The following is a 17,614-nucleotide window of genomic DNA, read 5'->3' on the forward strand; positions in this document are numbered from 1 at the left end:
GCGTTCAGGATCCACTTTCGCTGGCTGTGGCCTTCGTCCGCTTTCCGAAACGCGCCCGCCGTGGCCGCTCACCGAACATTCCCTTCGGCCGAACCAATAGGATAACGCACAGCATCACGCCGATGGCGACGATTTGCAGAGATGCGGCTCGCGCCTGTTGCTCCGGCGTGAAGAGCACGCTCGTAAGCGCGCCCGAGCCCGCCCATATCGCCCAGACCAGCACACTGCCCGCAACGGCGCCGGCGTTGCTCCCGGAGCCGCCGACGATCAGCATCACCCAAACCTGGAAGGTGAGGATCGACAGGTAATTGTCGGGTGCGATGAAGCCGGTGAAATGCGCCTGCAGCGCGCCGGCAAGCGCCATGATCGCGCCGCCGACGGCAAAGGCCTGGACCCGATAGAAGCGTGCACTCTTGCCGAGCGAAATCGCGGCGCGTTCGTCTTCGCGCAAGGCTTTCAGGACGCGGCCCCACGGACTGCGCGTCAGATGTTCGAGCGCCAGATATGCGGCGAGCGTCACCGCCGAGACGATGGCCAGATTCGACAGGTTGAAGAGCAACGGCGTCTCGGCGAGGTCGCCGAAGGGTCGCGGGATGAAGCCGATGCCGAACGGGCCACCTGTGAGCTTCTGCGCGTTGAGCGCTACCAATTGCACGACGACCGCAACACCGAAAGTAGTGATTGCCAGATAATCCGATCTGAGCCGCAACGTAGCGATGCCGGTCAGCGCGGCAGCAACCCCACCAGCAAACATCGCCCCCAGCCAGCCGATGAGGATCGGCAGGCCGAAGCCACCCAGCCGGGCAGGGTCGTCGGGCGTGGTGAGCAGCGCCGAGGTGTATGCTCCGATGGCGACGAAGCCGGCGAGGCCGACATTGAACAGACCGGTCAGCCCCCATTGCAGGTTGAGGCCCAGCGTGACCAGCGAGAAGATCAATGCCGTTGTCAGGAAGAAGGCGCCGTAGCCCACTAGATCGATCATCTTTCACGCACCCCGAAGAGCCCGATGGGGCGCACGATCAGCACTGCCATCAGGATGATGAAGGAGACCGCGGCGCGCCATTCAGCGCCGATCAGCTGGACGGCGCCGGCCTCGGCGAGGCCGATGATCAGGCCACCCAGCACCGCGCCCGGAATGCTGCCGATGCCACCCAATATGGCGGCGGCGAACATCGGCAACAGCATGTCGAAACCCATTAGTGGGCGGATCTGCACCAGCACGCCGATCATCACGCCGGCGACGCAGGCCAGTGCCGCGCCGATGACCCAGGTGACGCGCACCACGCTGGCGACGTCGATGCCGGCGATGCGGGCAAGCGCCGGGTTCTGACTCATCGCCTGCATGGAGCGGCCGGTCTGGGTGCGCGTCGTCAAAAGATGCACGCCAAGCACAAGCACGGCCGTCAGCAGCAGCAGCGCGATCTGATCGGGGGTGATACGGATCCCGAACCCGACCGGCATCGCGATCTGGATGGCACGGCTGAAATAGGTGGGGCGCGAGGTGAAGATGAACTCGAGCAGGCTTCTGAGAGCCATGGAGGCGCCGAAGCTGCCCATCACCACGATGATCGCCTGCTCCTGCTTGCGCAGCCGCGAAAACAGCACCTTGTCGAGCAGCAGCGCAAGCAGGGCCGTAAGCCCTACGCCGACGACCAGCGCGACAATGAGCGGCCAGCCGAAGGAAAAAGGCGTGATCGGCGCCACCTTGCCGAACATGGCGCTAATGGTGCCGACGACGGCCAAGGTCGCATAAGTGCCCCAGGCCATGAAATCGCCATGGGCGAAGTTGGAGAAGCGCAAGATGGAATAGGTCAGCGTTACGCCGATGGCGCCAAGTCCGATCATCGAGCCGGTGAGCAGCCCGTCGATGATGAATTGCAGGCTCATGCCGCGCCTCCCGTCTCGGTGCGCCGTGCGCTGTCCCTATGGAGTGGCCGCTGGCCGAGATAGAGCTCTGCGACGACCGGGTCGTCCCATAGCGTCGAGGCGACCCCTTCGTGCCGCTCCTTGCCCTCGACGAGCACGTATGCGCGATCGCCGATGGCGAGCGCTGCCTTAGCGTTTTGCTCGACCAGCAGGATGGTGACGCCGGACTTGCGGATGGCCGAAAGCATCTCGAAGACCATCGACACGAATTTCGGCGACAGTCCGGCCGAGGGCTCGTCGAGCACCAGCACCTTCGGATGGACGATCAGCGCGCGCGCTATCGCAAGCATCTGCCGCTGCCCGCCCGAGAGATTGCCGGCGGGGGTCCGCCGCTGGCGCAGAAGGTCGGGAAAGGCCGCGTACATTTCTTCGATGCGGGCGGGCGACTGGCGCCGTTCGAGGATGCCGCAGGCGACCTTCAGATTGTCCTCCACCGACATCCGCGGAAAGACGTTTTCAGTCTGCGGCACGAAGGCAAGGCCAAGGCGGACCATGGTATGGGCGGGCGCCGCAGTGATGTCCTTGCCATCGAGCAGCACCTTGCCCCGGCTGATCGGGACAAGGCCTGCGATGGCCTTGATCAGGCTCGATTTGCCGGCGCCGTTCGGCCCGAGGACGACGACGATCTCGCCCTTGTTGACGGTGATCGAGGCACCGCGCACGATCGGCACGCCAGGCTCGTAGCCGGCTTCGAGATCGCCGACGTCAAGCACGGTTTCGCTCATGCCGCGCCCCCGAGATAGGCCTCGATGACGCGCGGGTCGCGCGCCACCTCGTCGGCGGTGCCCTCGCACAGCAGCTCGCCGTTCGCCATCACCAGCACGCGGTGGCAAAGCCGCGTCACCATGTCGATGTTATGCTCGATCAACAAAAAAGTGATGCCGCTCTCGTTGATGTCGCGGATGCGCTCGATGATGACCTCCAGCAGCGTGGCGTTGACGCCGGCCGCCGGCTCGTCGAGCAGGATGATCACCGGATCGGCCATCATTACGCGGGCGAGCTCGAGCAGCTTGCGCTGGCCGCCGGAAAGCACCCGAGCCGGCTCGTGAGCCAGGCGGGTCAGCGAGACGAGTTCCAGCAGCTCGGCGGCTTTCTTCGCGGCGGCTTTCTCTTCGGCGGCGACCCGCCACGGCGTGAGGAAATTGGCAAGCAGCCCCTCGCCGGTCTGCCCTTGCGCGGCAAGCATGACGTTCTCGATCAGCGTCAGGTTGGGGAGCGGCCGTGGGATTTGGAACGTACGCCCGAGGCCACGTCCGATGCGGCGGTGCGCGGCCTCGCCCGAAACGGGCACGCCGCCCAGATAGATCTCGCCGCTGGATGGCAGGATGCTGCCGGCCAGAAGGTCGAACATCGTCGTCTTTCCCGCGCCGTTGGGGCCGATCAGGCCCAGGATCTCGCCAGGGCGAACGTCGAATGAGACATTGTTCACGGCAACGAGCCCGCCGAAGCGTCTGACGACGTCTTTTGCCGCCAGCACCGGCTCCCGGGTCTCAGCCCCATGCCGTTTCACTGTGTCTCCCATCAATCCCTCGGGCCGGAAGCGTTTGTCGCTTCCTGATTTTGATATGTGATCACACTTGCTTTGATCACGCTAATCAGCTTTAATTTTCTCCGCAAGCCGAAAACAGGCGGGTCGGCCAAAAAGGCTGGAGTCGGGAGCATATGCACAAGGCAGCCGCGGAGCGGAGCAATGACGTTTTCGCCGCGCAACTTGCACCGGTCGGCCGCGAGACTGTGCAGGATCGCGTCTATTCCGAGCTGCGCCGCGCTCTGATCGGCGGCCTGTTCGAACCAAGCCAGGTGCTGACCATTCGCGGCCTTGCCGACGCGCTGGTCACCTCGACGATGCCGGTGCGCGAGGCGCTTGGACGGCTGATTACGGAAAAGGCACTCGAGGCGCTGCCCAATCGCTCGGTGCGCGTGCCGCCGATCACGCTTGAGCGGATCGACGACCTGCTGCGCGCGCGCATCCTGATCGAGGGAGAGGCGATCTCGCTCGCCGCAACTCGCATTGGGCCGCGTGGAATTGCGACCGTCGAGGCCCTGCTGCGCGAATGGGACCAGGTCCGGGCACTGAAGCATAAGAAGGATATCGACCGCGAGGTTACGCTCAACCAAAGCTTTCACTTCGAAATCTACCGTGCCTGCGGGTCTGCAGTGCTGATACCGATGATAGAGAGCCTCTGGCTGCAATCCGGCCCATGCATCCGCGTCGCCATCTACGCGTTTTCCGAAGCCGGCGAGGTGGACACCGCGCATTATCATCGCAGCATCGTGGCAGCGCTTGCGGCGCAGAATGCACAGGCCGCACGGGTGGCATTGGTGGCCGACATCAGCCGGCCCTTTGCCTTCCTTCGCGAAAAGCTGCAATCCAAGGCAAGAACGGAGTGAGATGACAAAGGGCGCCATAAAAATCACCGAGCCGCGTTCAGGCCTATCGGCTACGGCCCTGCTGTTGCCGGAAAAGGCGCCGGACAATGCTGCCTTTCTCTGGAGCTATCTGGAGAAGCCTCGCGTGGTCGCCGGCATCCACGCGATGTGGACCGGTCCTGAAATCTCCTGTCCGGTGCCCCCGTCGCATCTGGAGGGCCAAGCCTATGCCCGGCCTTTGCCGGCCGAGAATGCGACGCTGACACCTCAGCCCGGCGACATCGTGCTTTCCTATGTGCCGCCGCTTATGTGGGGCGGCAATCCGAACGCGATCTTCGACATCGGCTTGTTCTACGGGCAGGGCGCGCGGCTCTTGTTCCCGATCGGTTGGCTCGCTGGAAGCGTCATCGCACAAGTGCTGCCGGAGCAGCGGGAACAGTTCGCTGCCGCCTGCGGGGTCATTCGCCGCAATGGTGCCTGCGACGTCGCCTTCACGCGAGCGGAAATCTGAAAATGGTCGAGCGCGACGACAGTTTCGAGCTCTTCGATCTCCGCGTCGAGGCAGTCATCCCCGAAGGTAAGCCGATCTACTGCGGCGCCAAGGCCGGCGACTATTTCGAGCTGAAAGGCGAGATGCTGTCGCTACCTGCGGGGCAGGGTTTTTCGATCTATTCCATTGCCGCCGTGCTGCCGCTGCTGGCGGCCAAGCAGCGGCCGACCCATGCCAATGACTGGATGACGTCGGATGCCGAGATTGCCTGTCCAGATCCCAACTGCGCCAGTCGGCTCAGGATCGTCAGGCTGGCCAAGCGGCGGTTCAGCCATGCCGAAACTACGGCAGTGCCGCTGCCGCCGGAAACGGAGCACAAATGACCGCCAAGACTTTCGAACTTGCCGCAGGCTACGTCATTTCGCGCGTCATTCGCGGCGGCTGGCAACTCGCCGGCGGCCACGGCGCGATAGACCGTGAACAGGCGGTGGCCGACCTGATCGCCACTTTCGACGCCGGTATCTTCACCTATGACTGCGCCGACATCTACACCGGCGTCGAGGATCTGATCGGCGCCGCGCGTCTGCGGCTCGCCAACGAGCGCGGCCGCGATGTCGCCGCCAGGATGAAGGTGCACACCAAGCTGGTGCCCGACCTTGAGCGGTTGGCCGGCATCAGCCGCGATTATATCAGGGGAATCGTCGACCAGTCGCTGCGCAGGCTGAAGACCGAGCGCATCGACCTCGTGCAATTCCACTGGTGGGACTATGCGCAGCCTCGCTATGTCGACGCGATGGGTTGGCTCGACGAGCTCCGCTGCGAGGGTAAGGTTCGCAATCTCGGCACCACCAATTTCGACACGCGGCGGCTCGCCGAAATCCTGGCTGCGGGCATTCCGCTGGTCAGTCAGCAACTGCAATATTCCGTGCTAGATCAGCGTCCTGCCCAAAGCCTTGCCTCGCTGGCGAAGCAGCATGGCATGCATTTCCTTTGCTATGGTTCGGTTGCCGGCGGTTTCCTCAGCGATCGATGGCTTGGCGCTGCCGAACCGGCGACGCCGCTCGAAAACCGCTCGCTGGTCAAATACAAGCTGATCATCGACGATTTCGGCGGCTGGGACCTGTTCCAGCAATTGCTGCAGGCATTGAGGACAGTCGGCGATCGCCACGGCGTCGACATCGCCACCATCGCCAGCGCCTGGGTGCTGGAACAGCCGCAGGTCGCGGCCGTCATCGTCGGCGCCCGCAACCAGTCGCACGCGCTTGCCAATGCGGCAATCATGGACGTCCAACTGAGCCCTGACGACAGGGCGGCGATCGGCGCCGTGATCGCGCAAAGCTCGGGCCTCGAGGGCGACGTCTACACTCTTGAGCGTGACCGCCATGGCCGCCACGGCTCCATCATGCATTACAACCTGAACGCGGGCCGGGTATGAGCGCCATGGACACCTCACTGTTCTCCCGTGCTAGCGCGGAGGTGATCGACCTGCACCGCTTCTTCGTCGACTGGTTCGTTGCCGCGCGCGCCGACGCGGTCGACTTCGGTCGCTTCGAAGCCGCCATGGGTGAAGGCTTGACCATGATCGCGCCGAGCGGCGCGGTCCTCGGCCGCGATGCGGTCGTCGACCATGTCAGGCAATGCCGCGCCACCTGCGATGACGGCTTTGTCATCTCGATCGAGGACATCAGGCCAGGCTGGCAAACCGACGACACGATCGTCGTCCTCTATGTCGAGAAACAGCTGCGCGACGACAAGCTCAGCCGTCGCCAGTCGAGCGCCGTCTTCACCACCAGTTCATCGGCGCCCAACGGCGTCGAATGGCGGCATCTGCATGAGACCTGGCTGCAGGTGCCGGAACGCTGAGACAGGTTCGAGAGATCAAACCAAAATCGAGTAACTCAAGGGGAACAACAATGAGAAACACGATACTGAAACTCACCACCACGCTCGCTCTCGTCACGCTGGCGGGCGCGGCCCACGCCGCCGACTGCAAGATCACCGTCGGCCTGGTCATGGAACTGACCGGCCCGGCTGGCGAATACGGTCAGGCCGGTGCCAAGTCGGTCGAGATGGCCTTCCGCGACATCAACGCCGCGGGCGGCGTGCGTGGGTGCGATCTTGTGACCGACACGCGCGACAGCCAAAGCCAGGGCAATGTGGCGGTCGACGCCGCGACCCAACTCGTCCAGGTCAAGAAAGTGCCGGTGATCATCGGCGGCATCATCTCTTCGGTGTCGATCCCAATCCTCACCTCAGTCACCGCTCCGGCCAAGATCGTCCAGGTGTCGCCTGCGTCCTCTTCGCCGACGCTGACCGCGCTCGGCCGCGAGGGCAAGACCAACGGCATTTTCTTCCGCACCATCACCTCCGATGCGCTGCAGGGCGTGGCCGCCGCCAAATACGCTATCGACAAGGGCTTCAAGAAACTGTCGATCATCCACGTCAACAACGACTTCGGCGTCAACATGGTGGCGGAGTTCTCGCGTGCCTATAAGGCGCTCGGCGGCACTATCGTCTCCGACACGCCCTACAATGAGAAGCAGTCGAGTTATGCCTCGGAAGTGACGGCCGCGATCGCCGGTGAACCGGACGGGCTCTATCTCGTCAGCACGCCGGTCGACGGCGCCACCGTTGCCCGCACCTGGATCTCGCAAGGCGGCGTGCAGAAGTTCCTGCTCAATGACGGCATGAACAGTCCCGACTTCATTGAATCCGTCGGAGCTGATTATCTCAAGGAGGCCTATGGCACGTCCTCCGGCACCAGCCCGACCGCGTCGACAGACTATTTCAACAAGAACTACAAGGAATTCTCAGGCATCGAGCCATCGAACCCGGCCGCCGATCGTTCCTATGACGCCGGGGCCATCGTCGGGCTTGCCATCGCCATCGCCGGCTCTGACGACCCGGCCAAGATCAAGGACGCCATGTACAAGGCGGTTGATCCGGCAGGCACACCGATCTACGCCGGCAAGGAGGAATTCGCCAAGGCGCTCGGCCTGATCAAGGATGGAAAGCCGATCCGCTACGAAGGCGTCATCGGTCCGGTCGCCTTCGATAAATTTGGCGATATCACTGGCCCATTCCGCCTGTGGAAGATTGTTGACGGCAAGGTGACCACCGACGGCGAGATGACGACAGATGACGTCAACGCGTTGCAGGCGAAATTGAACAAATAGGCCCTCTGCGAAAGACCCGGATCGCTCGATCCGGGTCTTTCGTGTGGGGGGACGTAGTGCGGTAACCACCTGGATCGGCGCAGAGCAGGTTCCGCCGCCAGGCGCACGTCTGGAAAGCGCCTGAAGTTGGTCATTGCCTCCGCAAGCGCAGATCCTGAAGCTGACACCGCGGCGACGATTTCGCTATGCAAAGCCTTAAAGGCGCTGAAGGCAGGCGAGCCTCTAGGTCCAAAGTACGAACGCGAACATTCTCTTCCAGCTTGGCTGAAAGTAAACGATTGGCCGAATTGCCACCTGCATCTTTGGACCACGACGCGGGTCGCAGCCGTGTCGAGGGCATGGGCTCCGAATGCGCCGAAGAAATTGCTTGTTTTGGCTAAGTCAATCGGCTTTCATGAGCAGCAGCTTCGAATGATGCTGCACACATTGGGTCAGCAAGGCCGATTTCCGACGACCGCGGCAGAACGTAACGAACGACGGGTATGGGGCGGAGCGCGGGATGTCGATCGGCGGAATTGTAAGACCCTCACCTCGGCGCTGTCTCGGCAGGGAATGGCACGCGTAGAATCGTGAAACGCTCGCCTGCCTCAGATCTAAAGCCGATCATCGTCGCTGAAGATGTTCGCAAGACCTATCGGTCTGACGATGGCCGCTCGCATCTTGCACTGGCCGGGATTACCGCTTCGATCGGACAAGGCGAGGTACTGGTCGTGTTCGGGCCTTCCGGTTCCGGCAAGAGCACATTTCTTCGCACTCTGAATGCATTGGAAACCATCGATTCCGGCCGGATCATGGTGGACGGTGTTTCCGTCTCCGATCCTGGCGCCGACCTCAACAAGTTGCGATCGGAAGTCGGCATGGTTTTCCAACTGTTCAATCTCTTCCAGCATCGCACCGCTCTCGACAATGTCGTTCTGCCACAAATCGTCGTGCGTCGCCGGCCAAGGTCCGAAGCGTTGCGGCGGGCGCGTGATCTTCTCGAAAAAGTCGGCATAAGCGATCGTGCCGGGCATTACCCCAGCCAGTTGTCGGGAGGACAGCAGCAGCGCGTGGCAATCGCGCGCGCTTTAGCCATGGATCCGAAGGTGATGTTGTTTGACGAGCCGACGTCGGCGCTGGATCCGGAAAGCGTCACCGGTATTCTCGACCTCATGAAGGACCTCGCGGCAGAGGGCATGACGATGGCGGTCGTCACCCACGAAATGGGCTTCGCCCGCGAGATCGCCGACCGGATGTTATTCATGGATGGCGGGTTGATCGTCGAGGACGGCAGCCCGCAGCAGATTTTCCAAACGCCAAGGCAAGAGCGAACAAAGGAGTTCCTTCGGCAGATATTATGACGTTTGGAGATATCCGGACCGTAAACAACCAAAACTCAACGGGAGAGAGACGAATGACAAGCAGTTTCAGCAGTAGACTGAGCGGGGTCGCGGCGGGTTTGGCCGTCGTGGTCGCGGCCTGGTTCGCCACAACGAGCGTGACGAAGGCGGACGAAATGGACGACATCCTGAAAAAGGGCGAACTGGTCGTCGCCGTACAGACGCAGGGACCACCCGTCAGTTTCGTCGACAAGAAGGGCGAGCGCACTGGGCTCGCGGTCGAGATCGCCAAACAGATGGCGGCCGATCTCGGCGTCAAGGTCGTCTTCCAGGACTATGATTGGAAGGGCCTCATTCCGGCGCTGCTTGCCGGCAAGGCCGACATGATCGCGGGCGACATGACGCCGACGCCGCAACGCGCTTCGCAGCTTTTGTTTTCGCGGCCGATGTTCTTCAACGACACGCTCGCCTTCGCTAGCAAGGATTCCCAGTTCAAGACCTGGCAGGATCTCAACAAGGAAGGCGTTACGGTTGCTGCGTTGCAGGGCAGCACCTACGCCGATGCCGTAAGCAAATATCTGCCTAAGGCGACGTTGAAGGTGTTTTCAGGCGGCGGCCCCGCCGTGGCGCAGACGCTTACAATGGGGCGCGTCGATGCCATGGTTGGCGGACAGGACTACAATTCCTACGTCCGTCAGTTCGGCAACCTCAAGCCGCTCGAAGGGACGATGACGCGCGAGCCGCTGGCCTTCGCCACCCGCCCCAACGCCTTCCACCTCAAGATGTGGCTTGACAATTACGTCGAGCTGAAGACGGCGGACAATTCGCTGCAGTCGCTCCTTGCCTATTGGTGGACGTCGGACGCCTGGGAGAAAGACCACAAGTAACGGTCTCGTCGATCGGCGCTGCGTGCTCGCGCCGCGCCGATCGTATCCGCGCGTCATGCGCGCGTAACCGGGCCTGATTGATGGCCTCTGCAACTGAACTCATCAAAGCTTCGACCCGATGAACTGGGCTCTCGACTTTTACAACTACCGCATCGTCGAGCAGTATCTTGATCGCTTCGCCGAGGGTCTTGAAAACACCCTCATGGCCGCGGCTGTCAGCCTCGTGGCCGCTGTGATACTCGGCACCATGGTGGCGCTTTGCCGGATGTCTACCCGTGCCATCCTGTGGCGTCCGGCGGCCGGCTATGTCGCGTTCATTCTCGCGACGCCGCTCTTGGTGCAGATCTACCTGATCTATTACGGCCTGCCGAGCCTGATCCCGGCCACCGGCCGCTGGAGCGAGCTGACTCTGGGCATCATTGCGCTCTCGCTGCACAACGCAGCCTATATGAGTGAGATCGTGCGCGGTGGAATTGCATCGGTGCCCCGCGGCCAAATCGAGGGCGGCAAGGCCGTCGGTATGTCTTACCTGCAGCGGTTGCGCTACATCGTCCTGCCGCAGGCATTCGCCAACACGCTGCCGCCCTTGCTCGGCCAAACCGCGGTGCTGATCAAAGATACTTCGCTCCTTTCAATCATCGCGGTCTTCGATTTCCTCAGCGCCGGACTTTTGCTCAACAGCGAAAGGGTGCGGCCGAACGAAAGCTTTCTCACCATCGCCCTCGGCTACCTTGCGATCTATATCGTAATGCTCGGCCTGTCATGGGCTGTCAGGCGCTGGCTTGCCGGTCCGGCATGGAACGCGGTGTAGCGAATGCAACATTATTTCGATGTCATCGCCGCTATCCTGCCGTTTCTCTGGGCGGGCTTCGTGCAGACCTTCTGGGTCTCGCTGGTCGCCATCGCGGCCGGTTCGGTGCTGGGCTTCCTAATCGGCGTGGCGCGCAGCCAGCGCATTCCCTTGCTGCACCAGCTGTTCGGCCTCTACATCCACATCTTGCGCGGCACGCCGTTCCTGGTTCAACTTTATGTTTTCTATTTCGTCCTGCCCAATACCGGCATCGAAGCCTTGCAGTGGAGTTCCGAGACGGCGGCCTTCGTATCGCTCTCGGTCTACACCTCAAGCTATGTCGCCGAAATCGTCATGGCGGCTATAGACACGGTGCCGGCAGGCCAGTGGGAGGCGGCCACCGCGCTCGGGCTCAAACGATTGCCCATATTGGGCCTCGTCGTGCTGCCGCAGGCGCTTAAGCTCACGGTTCCACCGATGAGCGGTGTTTATGTCAACATCATCAAGAACACGGCCATCCTGTCGGTGATTGGCATTTCCGAGCTCACGCGTCAGGGCGAGATCTCGATCATGCGCTTTCCGAGCGACGTGCTGTTCATCTACGGGGTGATCGCGCTGGTCTATTTCGTCTATTGCTATCCGGTCTTGCGCTTCACGCGCTGGGCCGAGCGGAAGGTGGGCGGCACGCGCGTCGTCAACCTCGATTGAGCCCCGCGCGGAAACCGACCATCATGCCTCCTTACGTCGACACCTATTACACGCGAACACTATCCTCGGGGGCGGCCTATCCCGCCATTGCCGGTAAGCGAAACACGAGATATGCATCGTTGGCGGCGGACTCGCGGGCCTGACGGTCGCGCTCGAACTTGCCAGCAAAGGGCGCGGCGTGACCGTGCTGGAGTCGCGCCGGATAGCCTGGGGTGCCTCCGGCCGTAATGGCGGGTTCGTGTCTCCGGGCTGGGCGGCACGTGCCAGCCAGGTCCTGAAGCGGGTAGGGCCCGACCATGCCAAGGCGCTGTTCCGCCTGTCGATGGAGGGTGTCACCATGGTCGAGGAGGCGATCCGAGACCTCGGCATTTCCGACGCGAACGTCACGCCCGGCATTCTGCGCGTATCGCGCTATGAAAACACCAGGGCGCTTGAGCAGCTGCGCGATGAACAGCAGGCGGAATTCGGTCGCCATTTGCGCCTTCTGACGCGCGAAGAAGTTCAAGGTCTGTTGCTGTCCAATAAATATCACCAGGCGCTTCTGGACGAGGCCTCATTTCATTTTCATCCGTTGAATTATGCGCGGGCTCTTGCGCGCGAGATCGTAAGGTTGGGCGGTCGCGTCCACGAAGACAGCCCAGCGGTACAAGTCGATCTCGGCGGGCAGGAAAAAACCGTACGGACGCCTTCAGGCGAAGTGAAGGCCGCGACCGTGGTCCTGGCCGGAGGCGGCTATACCGACAGCATTGTGCCCGCACTGCGGCGTTCCTTCCTGCCGATCGCCACCTATGTTGTGTTGAGCGAGCTGGCGCCCGACCTGATCGCCGGCGCGATCCGGACCAAGGCCGGCGTCAGCGATGGGCGCCGGGCAGGGGATTATTACCGGGTCGTGGACGGCAGGCTGCTGTGGGGCGGCCGGATCACCACACGCACGACCGATCCACGCGACATCGCCGCAGTGATCCGTCGAGAGATCGCTGCGACCTACCCGCAACTGGGAGCTCTGAAGATCGAGACGGCATGGTCGGGGCTCATGGCCTACGCCCGGCACTTGATGCCCTTGATCGGCCCTTTGATGCCGAATGTCTGGTCCTGCACCGGCTTCGGCGGCCACGGCCTCAATACCACAGCCATAGGCGCCAGGGTGGTCGCCGAGGCGATTGCGCAAGAAAGCGATCGTTATCGCCTCTTTGAGCCGTTCAGCTTTGCATGGAATGGCGGTCCATTCGGCACCGCGGCGGCGCAACTGACCTACTGGGCCTACCAGGGAATGGACTTTCTTCGCGAGCGCCGCTCGGCGCGTGCCGCATAGCGCCAGCCATTTCGGCGTAAGTTCGGGGGGCTGCCGGTTGGCGCCTAGACGAGAGCGTTTCATCGTTTCATGGAAACGGCGAACCGCTCTAGCTCTTTGTTTTTATGCAATTCCGAACGGAAAACCGCACACACTTTTCCTGGAATTGCTCTAGAATCGTGCCGGCGAATAGGGGGCCGGGTCGATCTGAGGCTTGTTGCCGGTGACCAGTTCGGCGATCAGCCGTCCCGTCGAGCCGCCGCCGATCATGCCCGTATGCCCATGTCCAGTGGCAATGTACAAAGCGCGCTGTTTCGGTACTTTTCCGATCGCGGGCACGCTGTCGGGCAGGGACGGGCGATGGCCCATCCACATCGTCGGCTCGCCACCCTTGAGGTCGGGGAAGAGTGCCCGGGCGTGCCTGAGCAGAATTTCCGAGCGGCGCTCGTCGGGTGCGGCTTCGAGACCAGCGATCTCGATCGTGCCGGCGAGCCGCAAGCCGTGTTCCATCGGCGATAGCGCGAATCCGCGGTTCTTCATTTGCAGCGGCATCGGCAATTCGACTGACGGCGAGGGCAGCATGAGGTGGTAGCCGCGCTCGGTCTCCAAAGGCAGGCTTGCACCGAGCGGCTCGAGCAACTGGTTCGACCAGGCGCCAGCGGCGATCACCACCGCGTCGGCCTTGCGGTTGGCGGTGTTCGTCATCAACGTGTAGCCACCACCTTCGCGGGGAATGATCTTAAGCACGCGTTCCGTTGCAAAGACGCCGCCAGCCTGGCGCACCCCGTCCGCAATCGCCATGACCAAGCGATGCGGATTGATCGTATGGGCGTTGTTGGGATAGAGCAGGCCGCGTTTCGCTATGCCTGAAATGCCCGGCAGCAGGCGCTCGAGATCCCGGCGGGACAAAGGTTCCGTGACGACACCTTGCCGGCTGTTTAGTTCGGCCGTGACACGGTCGGAGAGGCCAAGCGCTTCGCTCTCCCATATCTGGATGCCGCCCACTTCGCGAATAAGAGTCTCGAAGGCGCCGTCACCAATCAAGTCGCGGTAGCAAGCAAGATTGCCCTTATGCAGCTTGTACAAAGCATCGGCCGCGATGTTGACGCGATCCATCCTGCCGGCGCGTATCCATCGAAGCAGCCAGGGCGCAGCCTTCAGCGCATAGTCTGGCCGCAGCACAAGCGGTCCGAGTGGGTTGAGCAGCCAGCCAGGTACCTGTCGCAGCATTCCAGGCATCGCGACGGGCACGTTGCAATCGTGCCTGACCATTCCGGCATTGCCGAACGACGTCGCGCTGCCGGGAGGCAGAGGATCAATGACTGTTACGTCCAGCCCCGCCCGTTTCAGATAGAGCGCTGAACTGACGCCGATGATGCCCGCGCCAATGACAACCACGCTCCCAATCGAAACCGGCATGTCGCTCCTTGTTCAAATACCCTGCCACGAGCCTACAAACCTTAGCTGGCGCTGCTTGCCAGGCAACCGCCCAAAGGCTGCCCGTTCTTTGCGCCAAGCTCAGTCAACAAGCACTCGCCTAGGCAAGCGCCGTCTGGCGCACGAAATGGGTGGATGAAACCGCTTTCATCGGCAGACGGATGGGAACGAAATCGACGCCGCGAACGGCGCTGGGGATTTCATCGGACATAGGTTCCCGCCCGACCGGCCGCTGCTTAGGATCAGCGACGGGAACCGTCGAGAGCAGCTTGCGCGTATAAGGGTGCTGCGGGTTGCTGAAGACAGATCGGCGATCACCGATCTCCACGATCTCGCCCAGATACATGACGGCAACACGATGCGCGATACGTTCCACCACGGCCATGTCATGGCTGATGAACAGAATGGCGATTCCCATGTCATGCTGAAGATCCATCAGCAGGTTGATGACCTGGGCCTGGATAGTGACGTCGAGCGAGGCGACCGCCTCATCCGCGATGAGCAGGCGGGGGTCGAGCGCCAATGCCCTGGCGATGCAAATACGCTGTCGTTGGCCGCCCGAGAAGGCGTGGGGGTAGCGTTCGAGATGTTCTGACGGCAGATGCACCTTGGCCAGCAGATCGGTTGCCCGCTTGCGCAACTCACCGCCTCGCGCGATCCGATGGACGCGCATGGGATCCGTCAGGGCTTGCCCGATCGTCATACGCGGATTGAGCGAGGAGAAAGGGTCCTGAAAGACCATCTGCACCTCCCGGCGGAAAGCCGCCAGCGTCGCTCTTCCCGCGCCGATGATCTCCCGCCCGTCATAGCGCATGGAGCCGGACAGCGGCCTGTCCAATTGCATGATGCTGCGCGCCACGGTCGACTTGCCGCATCCCGATTCTCCAACCAAAGCCAACGTTTCACTGGGGAAAATATCAAAGGAAACTCCCTCTACTGCATGAACCCGGCCGGTGATGCCGCCAAAAACACCGCCCTTCAGATCGAAACGCGTGACCAGGTCGCGGACTTCGACCAACGGCTTCCTTTCGGTTGCGATCGGTCCGCTCATGCGGGAATCTCCGGCTGCGGGGCTTCGGTATTGTAAATGACGAGCGGGAATTTCTCGGGTGCATCTTTGTCGGCCATGCTGCCCAACCGCGGCACCGCCGAAATCAGCGCGCGCGTGTAGCGATGTTGCGGATCAGCGAAAATCTGGTTCACCGCGCCCGATTCCACAATCTCGCCCTTCAGCATGACACAGACGCGGTCGGCGATTTCTGCGACGACACCCATGTCATGGGTGATGAAAAGAACGGCCATGCCGATCTCACGCTGCAGGGCGCGGACAAGATCCAGGATTTGCGCCTGGATGGTGACGTCGAGCGCGGTGGTCGGTTCGTCGAGGATCATCAGGGAAGGTCGGCATGCCAACGCTATGGCGATCATGACGCGCTGGCGCATGCCGCCCGAAAGCTGATGCGGATACTGATCGAGCCGCCGGACGGCATCCGGCACACGCACGAGCCTGAGCACCTTCAGCGCGACTTCGCGGGCCTCGCGCGGCGACTTGCCTTGATGCCGCGTAACCACTTCTGCGATCTGGTCGCCAACGGTAAACACCGGATTGAGGCTCGACATCGGATCCTGGAACACGATCGAGAACTCGAAACCGCGAAGCCCCTCCATGCGCTTTTCCGATAGCTTTGCCAGATCAACGACGCCGCCGTCCTTGAGCCTCATCAGGATGCGACCGCCGGTGATCCGAGCGCCATCATATTCTGTCAGGCGCATCACGGTCATGGCTGTCACGGACTTGCCCGACCCGGATTCGCCCACCAACGCCAGCGTCTCGCCACGCCTGATCTGGAACGAAACGCCTTGAACGGCCCGCACCGCCCTCGTCATCCTTGACCCGAAGCAGACTTCAAGGGTCTCGACCGACAGGATCACGTCATCGGCAAGGTTCACGGTGGCGGCGGATTTGAGGGTCAAGGAAGGCACTCCGGGCGCGTTCGCTCGCGCGAAGCGGGGCATCGAACGCAGTGAGCCTATCGCCTGTCAATAGGGGCCGATGCCTGGGTCATCCAGTTGCTCCCGGCCCGGGTGCCGTCGGGATGCTCCTCGCACATCATCTCTTGAGCGAATATCGGGTTTTCCGGTCGGCCTTTCGTGGTTATGCAAAATCTGCATCGACCTATCGGATTTCGCATGACCCCCAATCAACTAGCGCATCGCCAGTGCCGCATCGACCAGGTTGCGTCCGTTCGCCTGTTCGGCTGTCCGCGACAGATGCTTCCACAGCGCCTCGCCGTCTCGGCTGCGTGTCCCCACGCGTCGGAAAATCCTGATCTCGATCTCAAGCGACATCTGCTGTCCGCCGATCTGGACCAATTCGCCTTGCGCTATCGATTTCTGAACGCATATCTGCGGCAGCCAGACCACGCCTTGGCCCGCGATCGCCATCTGCTTCAAGCCTTCGGCCAGCGATGACTGGTAGACGATGCTGAGATTGAGCGGGCGCCGCCAGCGCGACTGGATCAGCGAGATCAGCTTGCCGAGATAGCCGTCGCTCCAGGAATAGGCGAGATAGGGGATGCGGGTTCCTTCTGGCACGTCGACATCGAAGAGCGGTGCTCCCGTGGGGCTGACGCCAGACACCAGAACAAGGCGATCTCTACCGATTTGAAGCGATTCGAAGGGGCCGCCTTCCAGCACTGGCGGACCGTCTGGATGATCGTATGTGATGGCGAAGTCGCACTTGCCGGACGAGAGATGGTCGACGCATTCGAGGAAATCGCCGGTGTGCATGCTGCTGCGGACCGGCGCGTCAGGCAGTTCGGGCTGGCTGATCCACTTGGGAAAGAAATAGATAGCCAGCGTATGAAGCGCGGCGAAGGTCAGCAGCCGTGAACTGGCGCCGGCGGCGTTGCGGCAATCGGTCCGCAGGCGATAGATGTCGCGAAGCATTTCCTGGCAACGCGGAACGAAAATATTGCCGGCGCTGGTGAGGTGCACCGGATATGTGCTGCGGTCGATAAGTTCGGCACCCACCCACTCTTCCAACGCCTTGATACGGCGGCTGAAGGCTGGCTGCGAGATATTTCGAGACGCGGCCGCGGTGGAAAAATTCCGCGTCGCGGCAATTTCGAGGAAATCCTCAAACCAGGCCAGCTCCACGATCGACCCTCATGCACAATTCGCATAACCGATCCTATCTACGCATTGGACAGTGGTGCAA

The 17,614-nt window shown here is 62.1% G+C and carries 19 protein-coding genes; 11 read left to right on the plus strand and 8 right to left on the minus strand.

Annotated features, from left to right (window positions below; genetic code table 11):
- Window positions 1-4 precede the first annotated feature (4 nt).
- From FJW06_RS20915 to FJW06_RS20930, 4 genes are read right to left on the minus strand one after another with little or no spacing between them, the layout of a single operon-like run.
- Entirely contained in the window at window positions 5-982 is a 978-nt protein-coding gene (locus tag FJW06_RS20915) for a branched-chain amino acid ABC transporter permease (RefSeq protein ID WP_181178484.1), read from the minus strand.
- Window positions 979-1,887: a branched-chain amino acid ABC transporter permease gene (locus FJW06_RS20920; protein WP_140754090.1), complete on the minus strand. Its 909-nt coding sequence runs from the start codon at window positions 1,885-1,887 to the stop codon at window positions 979-981. The genes FJW06_RS20915 and FJW06_RS20920 overlap by 4 nt, the downstream gene beginning before the upstream one ends.
- Window positions 1,884-2,651 carry an ABC transporter ATP-binding protein gene (locus FJW06_RS20925; protein ID WP_140754091.1) on the minus strand — a complete coding sequence of 256 codons (768 nt, stop codon included), beginning with the start codon at window positions 2,649-2,651 and terminating at the stop codon, window positions 1,884-1,886. Before FJW06_RS20925 ends, FJW06_RS20920 begins: the two co-directional genes overlap by 4 nt.
- Complete coding sequence (locus tag FJW06_RS20930; protein WP_140754092.1) at window positions 2,648-3,448, minus strand: ABC transporter ATP-binding protein; 801 nt, start codon at window positions 3,446-3,448, stop codon at window positions 2,648-2,650. The genes FJW06_RS20925 and FJW06_RS20930 overlap by 4 nt, the downstream gene beginning before the upstream one ends.
- Before the next feature lie 140 nt (window positions 3,449-3,588).
- On the opposite strand from FJW06_RS20930, the gene FJW06_RS20935 reads away from it, so the two are divergent.
- From FJW06_RS20935 to FJW06_RS20985, 11 genes are all read left to right on the plus strand, one after another.
- A complete protein-coding gene (locus tag FJW06_RS20935; protein ID WP_140754093.1) occupies window positions 3,589-4,317 on the plus strand; it encodes a GntR family transcriptional regulator in 729 nt (242 codons plus the stop codon).
- A 1-nt stretch (window position 4,318) separates the two neighbouring features.
- Complete coding sequence (locus FJW06_RS20940) at window positions 4,319-4,807, plus strand: DUF3830 family protein (RefSeq protein ID WP_140754094.1); 489 nt, start codon at window positions 4,319-4,321, stop codon at window positions 4,805-4,807.
- 2 nt (window positions 4,808-4,809) lie between these two features.
- Window positions 4,810-5,169, plus strand: a complete 360-nt coding sequence (locus FJW06_RS20945; RefSeq protein ID WP_140754095.1) for a TIGR04076 family protein — start codon at window positions 4,810-4,812, stop codon at window positions 5,167-5,169.
- Window positions 5,166-6,221 carry an aldo/keto reductase gene (locus FJW06_RS20950; RefSeq protein ID WP_140754096.1) on the plus strand — a complete coding sequence of 352 codons (1,056 nt, stop codon included), beginning with the start codon at window positions 5,166-5,168 and terminating at the stop codon, window positions 6,219-6,221. Before FJW06_RS20945 ends, FJW06_RS20950 begins: the two co-directional genes overlap by 4 nt.
- On the plus strand, window positions 6,218-6,649 hold the full coding sequence (locus FJW06_RS20955; protein WP_140754097.1) for a hypothetical protein: 432 nt from the start codon (window positions 6,218-6,220) through the stop codon (window positions 6,647-6,649). Before FJW06_RS20950 ends, FJW06_RS20955 begins: the two co-directional genes overlap by 4 nt.
- Window positions 6,650-6,699: 50 nt before the next feature.
- Window positions 6,700-7,962 (plus strand): ABC transporter substrate-binding protein, encoded by a 1,263-nt coding sequence (locus FJW06_RS20960; RefSeq protein ID WP_140754098.1) that lies wholly within the window; start codon window positions 6,700-6,702, stop codon window positions 7,960-7,962.
- 665 nt (window positions 7,963-8,627) lie between these two features.
- Window positions 8,628-9,302, plus strand: a complete 675-nt coding sequence (locus FJW06_RS20965) for an amino acid ABC transporter ATP-binding protein (RefSeq protein ID WP_246674757.1) — start codon at window positions 8,628-8,630, stop codon at window positions 9,300-9,302.
- A gap of 53 nt (window positions 9,303-9,355) precedes the next feature.
- The gene (locus tag FJW06_RS20970; protein WP_140754099.1) at window positions 9,356-10,168 is read left to right on the plus strand and encodes a transporter substrate-binding domain-containing protein; all 813 of its coding nucleotides are present in this window, start codon (window positions 9,356-9,358) and stop codon (window positions 10,166-10,168) included.
- 118 nt (window positions 10,169-10,286) lie between these two features.
- A complete protein-coding gene (locus FJW06_RS20975) occupies window positions 10,287-10,979 on the plus strand; it encodes an amino acid ABC transporter permease (protein ID WP_140754100.1) in 693 nt (230 codons plus the stop codon).
- A gap of 3 nt (window positions 10,980-10,982) precedes the next feature.
- Window positions 10,983-11,666 (plus strand): amino acid ABC transporter permease, encoded by a 684-nt coding sequence (locus FJW06_RS20980; RefSeq protein WP_140754101.1) that lies wholly within the window; start codon window positions 10,983-10,985, stop codon window positions 11,664-11,666.
- A gap of 115 nt (window positions 11,667-11,781) precedes the next feature.
- Window positions 11,782-12,978, plus strand: a complete 1,197-nt coding sequence (locus FJW06_RS20985) for an FAD-binding oxidoreductase (RefSeq protein WP_348644066.1) — start codon at window positions 11,782-11,784, stop codon at window positions 12,976-12,978.
- Between the two features lie 150 nt (window positions 12,979-13,128).
- On the opposite strand, the gene FJW06_RS20990 is transcribed toward FJW06_RS20985, so the two are convergent.
- The 4 genes from FJW06_RS20990 to FJW06_RS21005 form a co-directional block, all read right to left on the minus strand.
- Complete coding sequence (locus FJW06_RS20990; protein ID WP_140754102.1) at window positions 13,129-14,376, minus strand: FAD-dependent oxidoreductase; 1,248 nt, start codon at window positions 14,374-14,376, stop codon at window positions 13,129-13,131.
- Between the two features lie 118 nt (window positions 14,377-14,494).
- A complete protein-coding gene (locus FJW06_RS20995) occupies window positions 14,495-15,445 on the minus strand; it encodes an ATP-binding cassette domain-containing protein (RefSeq protein ID WP_140754103.1) in 951 nt (316 codons plus the stop codon).
- The gene (locus tag FJW06_RS21000; RefSeq protein WP_140754104.1) at window positions 15,442-16,410 is read right to left on the minus strand and encodes an ABC transporter ATP-binding protein; all 969 of its coding nucleotides are present in this window, start codon (window positions 16,408-16,410) and stop codon (window positions 15,442-15,444) included. Before FJW06_RS21000 ends, FJW06_RS20995 begins: the two co-directional genes overlap by 4 nt.
- Before the next feature lie 189 nt (window positions 16,411-16,599).
- Window positions 16,600-17,553, minus strand: a complete 954-nt coding sequence (locus FJW06_RS21005) for a LysR substrate-binding domain-containing protein (protein ID WP_140754105.1) — start codon at window positions 17,551-17,553, stop codon at window positions 16,600-16,602.
- Window positions 17,554-17,614: the final 61 nt, after the last annotated feature.

Origin of the sequence: Mesorhizobium sp. B4-1-3, from assembly GCF_006439355.1 — a bacterium.
Lineage (GTDB): Bacteria > Pseudomonadota > Alphaproteobacteria > Rhizobiales > Rhizobiaceae > Mesorhizobium.

Coding starts and splice junctions, on each gene's coding strand:
- FJW06_RS20990 (WP_140754102.1), bottom strand. CDS start 14,376: ATGCCGGTTTCGATTGGGAGCGTGGTTGTCATTGGCGCGGGCATCATC.
- FJW06_RS20945 (WP_140754095.1), top strand. CDS start 4,810: ATGGTCGAGCGCGACGACAGTTTCGAGCTCTTCGATCTCCGCGTCGAG.
- FJW06_RS20980 (WP_140754101.1), top strand. CDS start 10,983: ATGCAACATTATTTCGATGTCATCGCCGCTATCCTGCCGTTTCTCTGG.
- FJW06_RS20940 (WP_140754094.1), top strand. CDS start 4,319: ATGACAAAGGGCGCCATAAAAATCACCGAGCCGCGTTCAGGCCTATCG.
- FJW06_RS20915 (WP_181178484.1), bottom strand. CDS start 982: ATGATCGATCTAGTGGGCTACGGCGCCTTCTTCCTGACAACGGCATTG.
- FJW06_RS20935 (WP_140754093.1), top strand. CDS start 3,589: ATGCACAAGGCAGCCGCGGAGCGGAGCAATGACGTTTTCGCCGCGCAA.
- FJW06_RS20960 (WP_140754098.1), top strand. CDS start 6,700: ATGAGAAACACGATACTGAAACTCACCACCACGCTCGCTCTCGTCACG.
- FJW06_RS21000 (WP_140754104.1), bottom strand. CDS start 16,410: ATGCCCCGCTTCGCGCGAGCGAACGCGCCCGGAGTGCCTTCCTTGACC.
- FJW06_RS20995 (WP_140754103.1), bottom strand. CDS start 15,445: ATGAGCGGACCGATCGCAACCGAAAGGAAGCCGTTGGTCGAAGTCCGC.
- FJW06_RS20930 (WP_140754092.1), bottom strand. CDS start 3,448: ATGGGAGACACAGTGAAACGGCATGGGGCTGAGACCCGGGAGCCGGTG.
- FJW06_RS20950 (WP_140754096.1), top strand. CDS start 5,166: ATGACCGCCAAGACTTTCGAACTTGCCGCAGGCTACGTCATTTCGCGC.
- FJW06_RS20955 (WP_140754097.1), top strand. CDS start 6,218: ATGAGCGCCATGGACACCTCACTGTTCTCCCGTGCTAGCGCGGAGGTG.
- FJW06_RS20975 (WP_140754100.1), top strand. CDS start 10,287: ATGAACTGGGCTCTCGACTTTTACAACTACCGCATCGTCGAGCAGTAT.
- FJW06_RS20920 (WP_140754090.1), bottom strand. CDS start 1,887: ATGAGCCTGCAATTCATCATCGACGGGCTGCTCACCGGCTCGATGATC.
- FJW06_RS20925 (WP_140754091.1), bottom strand. CDS start 2,651: ATGAGCGAAACCGTGCTTGACGTCGGCGATCTCGAAGCCGGCTACGAG.
- FJW06_RS20970 (WP_140754099.1), top strand. CDS start 9,356: ATGACAAGCAGTTTCAGCAGTAGACTGAGCGGGGTCGCGGCGGGTTTG.